General features: G+C 75.5%; 7 protein-coding genes. 3 read left to right on the top strand and 4 right to left on the bottom strand.

Annotated features, from left to right (window positions below):
- From ACO1BR_RS08230 to ACO1BR_RS08220, 3 genes are all read left to right on the top strand, one after another.
- Positions 1 to 1,726 (top strand): cysteine protease StiP domain-containing protein (locus tag ACO1BR_RS08230; protein ID WP_426794363.1); only part of this gene is annotated, 1,726 nt, incomplete at its 5' end.
- Entirely contained in the window at positions 1,723 to 2,544 is an 822-nt protein-coding gene (locus ACO1BR_RS08225) for an HAD family hydrolase (protein ID WP_426794362.1), read from the top strand. The genes ACO1BR_RS08230 and ACO1BR_RS08225, both read left to right, overlap by 4 nt.
- Before the next feature lie 107 nt (positions 2,545 to 2,651).
- A complete protein-coding gene (locus ACO1BR_RS08220) occupies positions 2,652 to 3,311 on the top strand; it encodes an O-methyltransferase (protein WP_426794361.1) in 660 nt (219 codons plus the stop codon).
- Between the two features lie 4 nt (positions 3,312 to 3,315).
- On the opposite strand, the gene ACO1BR_RS08215 is transcribed toward ACO1BR_RS08220, so the two are convergent.
- From ACO1BR_RS08215 to ACO1BR_RS08200, 4 genes are all read right to left on the bottom strand, one after another.
- Positions 3,316 to 3,525 carry an FmdB family zinc ribbon protein gene (locus ACO1BR_RS08215; protein ID WP_426794360.1) on the bottom strand — a complete coding sequence of 70 codons (210 nt, stop codon included), beginning with the start codon at positions 3,523 to 3,525 and terminating at the stop codon, positions 3,316 to 3,318.
- A gap of 25 nt (positions 3,526 to 3,550) precedes the next feature.
- Entirely contained in the window at positions 3,551 to 4,582 is a 1,032-nt protein-coding gene (locus tag ACO1BR_RS08210) for a sugar kinase (protein ID WP_426794359.1), read from the bottom strand.
- 76 nt (positions 4,583 to 4,658) lie between these two features.
- Entirely contained in the window at positions 4,659 to 5,807 is a 1,149-nt protein-coding gene (gene dgoD / locus ACO1BR_RS08205) for a galactonate dehydratase (protein WP_426794504.1), read from the bottom strand.
- A gap of 160 nt (positions 5,808 to 5,967) precedes the next feature.
- Positions 5,968 to 6,672, bottom strand: a complete 705-nt coding sequence (locus ACO1BR_RS08200) for a FadR/GntR family transcriptional regulator (RefSeq protein ID WP_426794358.1) — start codon at positions 6,670 to 6,672, stop codon at positions 5,968 to 5,970.
- Between the last annotated feature and the right edge of the window lie 449 nt (positions 6,673 to 7,121).

Raw genomic sequence — 7,121 nt, 5'->3', positions numbered from 1 at the left:
TTCGGGCCGGGGCGCCGGCGCCGTACGGATCGACCTCGGCTGGCCCGAGGGGCTGCCGGACGGCGGACGGCACGGCTTCACCCCGGAGCACCGGGCGCGCCTGGAGGCCGGGCTGCCGGCCATGGCCGCCCGGATCGCCGAGCACCTGGCGGGCGCCCGCCGCGTCCTCGTCCTCGGCAACGAGGAGCTGATGTACGCACCGCTGCGCCTCGCCGGGGCCCTCGACGACCGGATCGGCGGCGGCACCGGCGACCGGGCCGTGCGCTTCTCGACCACCACACGCTCCCCGGTGCTCGCCGTCGACGACCCCGGCTACGCGATACGCACCCGGCTGGCCTTCCCCGCCCACGACCGGCCGGCGGACGGGCCCGGGGAGCGCTACGCCTACAACGTCGCCCCCGGCACCGACCCGGAGCGCCGCTTCGACGCCGTCGTGGCGGTCGTCGACTCCGAGGGCGACCGGCCCGAACTCCACGGCCCCGGCGGCCTGCTGGACCGCCTCGCCGCCCACACCGACCGGCTGCTGCTCGCCGTCATCCCCGCCTACACCCCGCACCGGCAGGCCCCGGCCGGGCCCCTTCCCGAGCCGCTGCGCGGCCCCGCCTTCTCCTCGTACGCGCCCGACGAGGTGGGCTGGCTGCTCCAGGACCTGTCCTCGGCCACCCTCGAAGCGCCCACCGAGGAGCGCGAGGAGGCCATCCAGAGCGGCGGCGCCCACTACGCGGAGTCGCTGCCGGTCGAGTACCAGCCGAGCGAGGCGTACCAGGCGCTCTTCCGCAGCGCACTGGAGACCTCCGCGGGCCGTATCGCACGGGCCGTCGGAACGGTCACCGAGACCGTGCTCCGGGAGCGCGGCCGCCGCCCCGTGCTGGTGTCCCTGGCGCGGGCCGGCACCCCCGTCGGCGTGCTGATGCGCCGCTGGGCCCGGCACGCACACGGCCTGGACCTGCCGCACTACGCCGTCTCGATCGTCCGCGGCCGGGGCATCGACACCACCGCCCTGCGCTGGCTCGCCGACCGGCACGACCCGGCGGACGTCGTCTTCGTCGACGGCTGGACCGGCAAGGGCGCCATCGCCCGCGAACTGGCCCGCGCCCTCGCGGACTTCCCGGACCTCCCCGGCTTCGACCCGCGGCTCGCGGTGCTCGCCGACCCCGGCGGCTGCGTCGACACCTACGGCACCCGCGACGACTTCCTCATCCCGTCCGCCTGCCTCAACTCCACCGTCTCCGGGCTGATATCGCGCACCGTGCTGCGCGCCGACCTGGTGGGGCCGGACGACTTCCACGGCGCCAAGTTCTACCGCGACCTGGCCGGCAGCGATGTCTCCGGCGCCTTCCTGGACTCGGTCGGCGCGCGGTTCGACGAGGTCGCCGGGGCGGTCGCCGCGGACGTCGCGGAACTGGCCGCCGCCGACCGCACCCCCACGTGGGCGGGCTGGGCGGCCGTCGAGCGGATCAGCGAGGCGTACGGCATCCACGACGTCAACCTCGTGAAGCCCGGCGTCGGCGAGACCACCCGGGTCCTGCTGCGCCGGGTCCCCTGGAAGATCCTCGCGCGGCGCGGCGCCGGAACCGACCTCGACCATGTGCGCCTGCTCGCCGGCCAGCGCGGGGTGCCCGTCGAAGAGGTCGACGAACTCCCCTACACCTGCGTCGGGTTGATCCACCCCCGCTACACCCGCGGGGCCACCGGCGCGGACGGCACGGCGGTGGCCTCCCGATGACCGCACTCGTCGCCAGCGACCTCGACCGCACCCTGATCTACTCCGCCGCCGCGCTGGACCTCACCCAGCCCGACGCCGAAGCCCCGCGGCTGCTCTGCGTCGAGGTCCACGACCGCGCACCGCTGTCCTACATGACCGAGACGGCCGCCGCGCTGCTCGCTGACGTCGCCGCCACCGTCACCTTCGTACCGGCCACCACCCGCACCCGGGAGCAGTACCGGCGCATCCATCTCCCCGGCCCGCCCCCGGAGTTCGCGGTCTGCGCCAACGGCGGCCACCTCCTCGTACGGGGCGAGTCCGACCCCGACTGGCGGCGCACGGTCGCCGCCCGGCTCGCCGCGCGGTGCGCACCGCTGGACGAGATCCGCGGGCACCTGGTCCGCACCGTCGACCCGGCCTGGCTCCGCAAGGAGCGCGTCGCCGAGGACCTCTTCGTCTATCTGGTCGTCGAGCGGACGCTGCTGCCGGACGGCTGGGTCACGGACCTCGCCGACTGGGCCGGCGCCCGCGGCTGGACGGTGTCCCTCCAGGGCCGCAAGCTCTACGCCGTGCCGAAGCCGCTCACCAAGAGCGCCGCGGTGGCCGAGGTGGCCCGTCGCACCGGCGCCGCCGAGATCCTCGCGGCCGGCGACTCACTGCTCGACGCCGACCTGCTGCTGGCGGCGGACCGCGGCTGGCGGCCCGGCCACGGCGAACTGGCCGCAGCCGGCTGGCAGGCCCCCCATGTCACCGCGCTGGAGGCGCGCGGGGCGGCGGCGGGCGAGGAGATCGTACGGGCCTTCCGCGCCGCCGCCGGTGGCTCGCGGAGCGACCGATGAAGCCGTCGGCACGGAGGGCACTCCGCTAGCCTCCTAGGTCGTTGTGGCGCCGTGCCGTTGCCGTCCGCACCGGCCGGGACCGCCGCCCGGGATCAGGAGGAGTGCTGGTGGCCGAGTCCAAGAACACGCCGATCACACCGGAGTTGTACGACTACGTCCTCGCGCACAACCCGCCGCTGGACTCCGCGCAGCGCGACCTCGTGAACCTCACCCACGAGCGGTTCCCCGGCGCGGCGGGGATGCAGTCGGCGCCGGAGCAGGGGCCGCTGCTGGCCTTCCTCGTCCGGCTGACCGGGGCGCGGCACGTCGTCGAGGTGGGGACGTTCACCGGCTTCTCCACGCTCTCCATGGCGCAGGCGCTGCCGCGCGGCGGCACGGTGGTCACCTGCGACGTGTCGGAGGAGTGGACGGCGTACGCCCGGGAGGCATGGGCGGCGGCGGGCGTCGCGGACCGCATCGAGCTGCGGATCGCGCCCGCGTTGGAAACCCTCCGGGCGATGCCGCCCGAGCCGCACCTCGACCTGGTGTACCTCGACGCGGACAAGGGCGGCTACATCGCCTACTGGGAGGAGCTGGTGCCCCGGCTGCGGCCCGGCGGCCTGCTGGTCGCCGACAACGTCCTGTACCGGGGCCTGGTCACCAACCCGGCGGCGACCGGACCGGCGCTGGCGATCCGGGAGTTCAACGACCACGTCCGGGAGGACCGGCGCATGGAGTCGGTGCTGCTCACCGTGGCGGACGGGCTGACGCTGGCCCGCCGGCGGTAGCGGCTCAGCCGCAGCAGCCGCCGCCGCAGCAGCCGCCGCCGCCGCGAGCCGGGGCGGGCGCGGCGGCGGAACCGCCGACCGCGACCGTGGAGAGCAGCTTCACGGTGTCCTCGTGGCCTTCCGGGCAGACGGCCGGGGCGGAGGACTCGGCCATCGGCCGGTTCAGCTCGAAGGTGGAGCCACAGGGGCGGCACCGGTATTCGTAACGAGGCATGGCCACAGGTTATCCGCGGTGCCGGTCATCGCACGACGGTGCCGGGCGGCGCGCCCAGCAGGCCCAGCTCAGCGCGGGTGGGCGCGCCCTCCCAGTCGCCCGGCGAGGCGACCGCGAACGCGCCGGTGGTGGCGGCCCGCGCCAGGCGCCCGGCGAGGTCCGCGCCGTCCAGGAGCGCCGAGAGGTAGCCGGCCACGAAGGCGTCGCCGGCGCCCACGGGGTCCACCGCCCGCACCGGGGTGGCCGGCCGGTGGCTGGAGCCGGCGCCGGTGAACGCCGTCGCGCCGGCCGCGCCGTGCGTCACCACCACCTCGCGGACGCCGAGGTCCAGCAGCCGCGCCGCGCCCTCGCCGGGGTCGCCCGGCGGTCCGGGCAGGCACAGCGGCAGCTCGTCGTCGGAGGCGATGACGAGGTCCACGGAGGGCAGCCACTCGCGCAGCACCGCGCCGGCCTCGTCCGCGGTCCAGAGCCGGGCGCGGAAGTTGACGTCCAGGCAGACCAGCGTGGCGTGCCCGCGCGCCAGTTGGAGCGCCCGCCGGGCCGTCGCCCGGGCCGTGGGGCCGAGCGCGGGAGTGATGCCGGTCAGGTGCAGGACGCGGGGTGGGGCGGTGGCGAAGGCGCGCTCGATCGCGGACGCGCCGGGCCGGGAGCCGGCCGAACCGGCGCGGTAGTAGTGCACCCGCGTCACGTCCGGCAGCCGCGGCTCGAAGAGGATCAGGCCGGTGGGCGCGCCGCCGTCGGTCGCCGCCCCGTCCACCCCGACGCCCTCGGCCCGCAGCGTACGCAGCACCAGCCGGCCCGCCTCGTCGTCGCCGACCGTGCCCGACCAGTGGACGTCGTGCCCGAGGCGGGCCAGGCCGATCGCGACGTTGCTCTCCGCGCCCGCGACGGAGACCTGCATCGTGCCGCCGAGCCTCAGCGGGCCGCTGCCACGCAGGGCGACCATCGTCTCCCCGAAGGTGAGGACGTCCGGTCCGGTCGCGGGGCCGGACCTCCCGGCGTCGCCCCGTATCGCGTCGCCCCGTATCGCGTCGTCCCGTGCCGCGTCGTTCCGCATCGCACCGTCCCCCGGTCTCCTGCCGCTGCTGCTGCCGTCGCTGCCATGGCCGCCGCCTTTGCCGCCGTCCGCCGTGTCACCATTCCGCGAACGCGCCGTCGTCGTACCGCCAGACCGGGTTCCGCCAGGCGTGCCCGCCCGCCGCGTCCGCCGCCCGTACGGCGCGCTCGTCCACCTCTACCCCGAGGCCGGGCCGGTCGGTCCGCAGGAACGCCCCCTGCTCGAAGCGGAACGGCTCCGGGTCCACGACATAGTCCAGCAGCTCGGCGCCCTTGTTGTAGTGGATGCCGAGGGACTGCTCCTGGATGAGGAAGTTCGGGGTGGTGAAGGCGACTTGCAGACAGGCGGCGAGCGCCACCGGGCCGAGCGGGCAGTGGGGGGCCAGATGCGCCCCGTACGTCTCCGCGAGCGCGGCGATCCGGCGCAGCTCGGAGATGCCGCCCGCATGGGAGATGTCCGGCTGCACGACCGCCACACCGGCCTGGAGCGGAGCCATGAACTCACGGCGGGTGTAGAGACGTTCACCGAGAGCAAGGGGGATGCCGGAGGCGCCGACGAGGCCGGGCAGGGCCTCGGTGTGCTCGGGGAGGACCGGCTCCTCGACGAACATCGGCGCGTATTCGGCCAGCAGGGGGAGCAGCCTGCGGGCATTGGAGGGGGAGACACGGCCATGGAAGTCGAGCGCGAAGTCCCGCTCGTCGCCCAGGACTTCGCGGGCGGCGGCGGCGCGCAGCAGGCAGCCGCGCACCTCGGCGCGGGTCGCCACCGGGGACATCCGGCCGCAGCCGTTCATCTTGACGGCAGTGAAGCCCGCCTCGGCCTGCGCGGCCACCGCGTCCCGGACGGCCCGTGGATCGTCGCCGCCGACCCAGGCATAGGCCCGGACCCGTTCGCGGACCGGCCCGCCCAGCAGTTGGTGGACGGGCAGACCGCAGTGCCTCCCCTTGATGTCCCACAGCGCCTGGTCGAGGCCGGCGACGGCGGACGAGAGGACGGGGCCGCCCCGGTAGAAGCCGCCCTTGGCCATCACCTGCCAGTGGTCCTCGATGCGCGCGGGGTCCTGCCCGAGGAGGTACTCCGCCAGCACCTCCACGGCCGCCCGGACCGGCTCGGCGCGCCCCTCGACGACGGGCTCGCCCCAGCCGACGACGCCCGCGTCGGTCTCGATCCGGACGAACAGCCAGCGCGGCGGGGCCAGGAACGTCTCGATACGGGTGATCTTCAGGGATCGGGCCATGGGGAGGGGACCGTCCTTTCGGCGAGGGGCACGGGGTGTCCACCCCTCCTCCCTCTATCCCCTCGGCACGGCGCCCGCACCTCCCGCTGGGGCGCCGGCCCAACGGAACGTCGTGCGGCAAGCCTTGCGGAACGTCCCCCGCCGAGCCCTACGGAAAGTCGCGCGCCGACTTGTCGAGCAGCTCCAGCATCAACATGTAGGCGCCGTCGAGATCCCGATCCCGTACGGCCGCGGCCACCGCCGCGTGCCGGGCGTGCGGATGCTCGAACTCCCCGCCGGAGGCGTACATCGCCCGCCCGCGGTGGATGAGGACGGGCACGATCACCCGGTGCATCTGGGCGTAGAAGCGGTTGTTGGACGCCGCCAGCATCGCCATGTGGAAGGAGGCGTCGGCGCGTACGAGCAGCACCGGATCGTCCTCGGTCGCAGCCATCGCGCTGAGCGCGGCGTTCAGCGCCTCCAGGTCGTCGTCCGTACGGCGCTCCGCGGCGAGCGCCGCCGCTGCGGGCTCGATGGAGCGGCGGAGTTCCAGCAGGTCGGCGAAGAAGTCGGACGAGGCGCCGGCCGCCAGCTTCCACCGCAGGACGTCGGAGTCGAGGAGGTTCCACTCCTCCCGGGGGCGGACGTAGGTGCCGTGGTTCGGGCGGGTGGCGAGCAGCCCCTTGGCCGTCAGCACCTTGATCGCCTCACGCAACACGGTCTGGGTGGCGCCCAGTTCCGCCGTCAGCTCCCGCAGGGCGAGGACGTCGCCCTCGCCGTATGAGCCGCCGAAGATCCGCTTCGCCAGCGCCTCGACCACCGCCCCCTGGGACCCGTGTCCCGCCCCGGAGCCGGCGTTTGCCCGCTGCGTCATGGCTGCTCCCCGTGCTCTCCCGTTCCTCGGCCGGTGGTCCCTCGGCCGGCGGCCGTCGGTCCGCAACCGGCGGGGCGCACCGGGCGAACGCCCTCGCCCCGCCTCGCCCCGACGCCGCCTCGCCCCGGCGCACTGCTTCTTGCCCCGGCTCACCGCTCCTTGCGGCCGGTGTCGTCCGGGCCGGTGCGGGTGTCCGTTGCGGGACCCGCACCCCCGCCCGTCTCGGTGGCCCCCGTCCCCGTACCGCCGCTCTTGTCCGCGGATCCGCTCGCGCCGGCGCCGCGGCCCGCGCCCGTGGCGGGGAGGTCGCCGGCGTGCCGATAGGGGCCGGTGAGGCTGGTCCCGGGGCCGAGCGAACCGCGTCCGCCGTGCCAGGCGCCCTGCATGTTCACCCGCGCCGCCTGCCGTCCGGCCGTCATCCCGGCCACCGGGTGCAGCTCGCCACGGGC

This window comes from Streptomyces sp. YGL11-2, assembly GCF_050054615.1.
Lineage (GTDB): Bacteria > Actinomycetota > Actinomycetes > Streptomycetales > Streptomycetaceae > Streptomyces.
Note: the sequence above shows the minus strand (reverse complement) of the source record. Positions and strands in the feature narration are given on the sequence as shown.

What these genes read in the sequence shown, in the direction of transcription:
- ACO1BR_RS08215 (WP_426794360.1), bottom strand. Translation starts at nt 3,525, where the DNA reads ATGCCTCGTTACGAATACCGGTGCCGCCCCTGTGGCTCCACCTTCGAG.
- ACO1BR_RS08225 (WP_426794362.1), top strand. Translation starts at nt 1,723, where the DNA reads ATGACCGCACTCGTCGCCAGCGACCTCGACCGCACCCTGATCTACTCC.
- ACO1BR_RS08210 (WP_426794359.1), bottom strand. Translation starts at nt 4,582, where the DNA reads ATGCGGAACGACGCGGCACGGGACGACGCGATACGGGGCGACGCGATA.
- ACO1BR_RS08200 (WP_426794358.1), bottom strand. Translation starts at nt 6,672, where the DNA reads ATGACGCAGCGGGCAAACGCCGGCTCCGGGGCGGGACACGGGTCCCAG.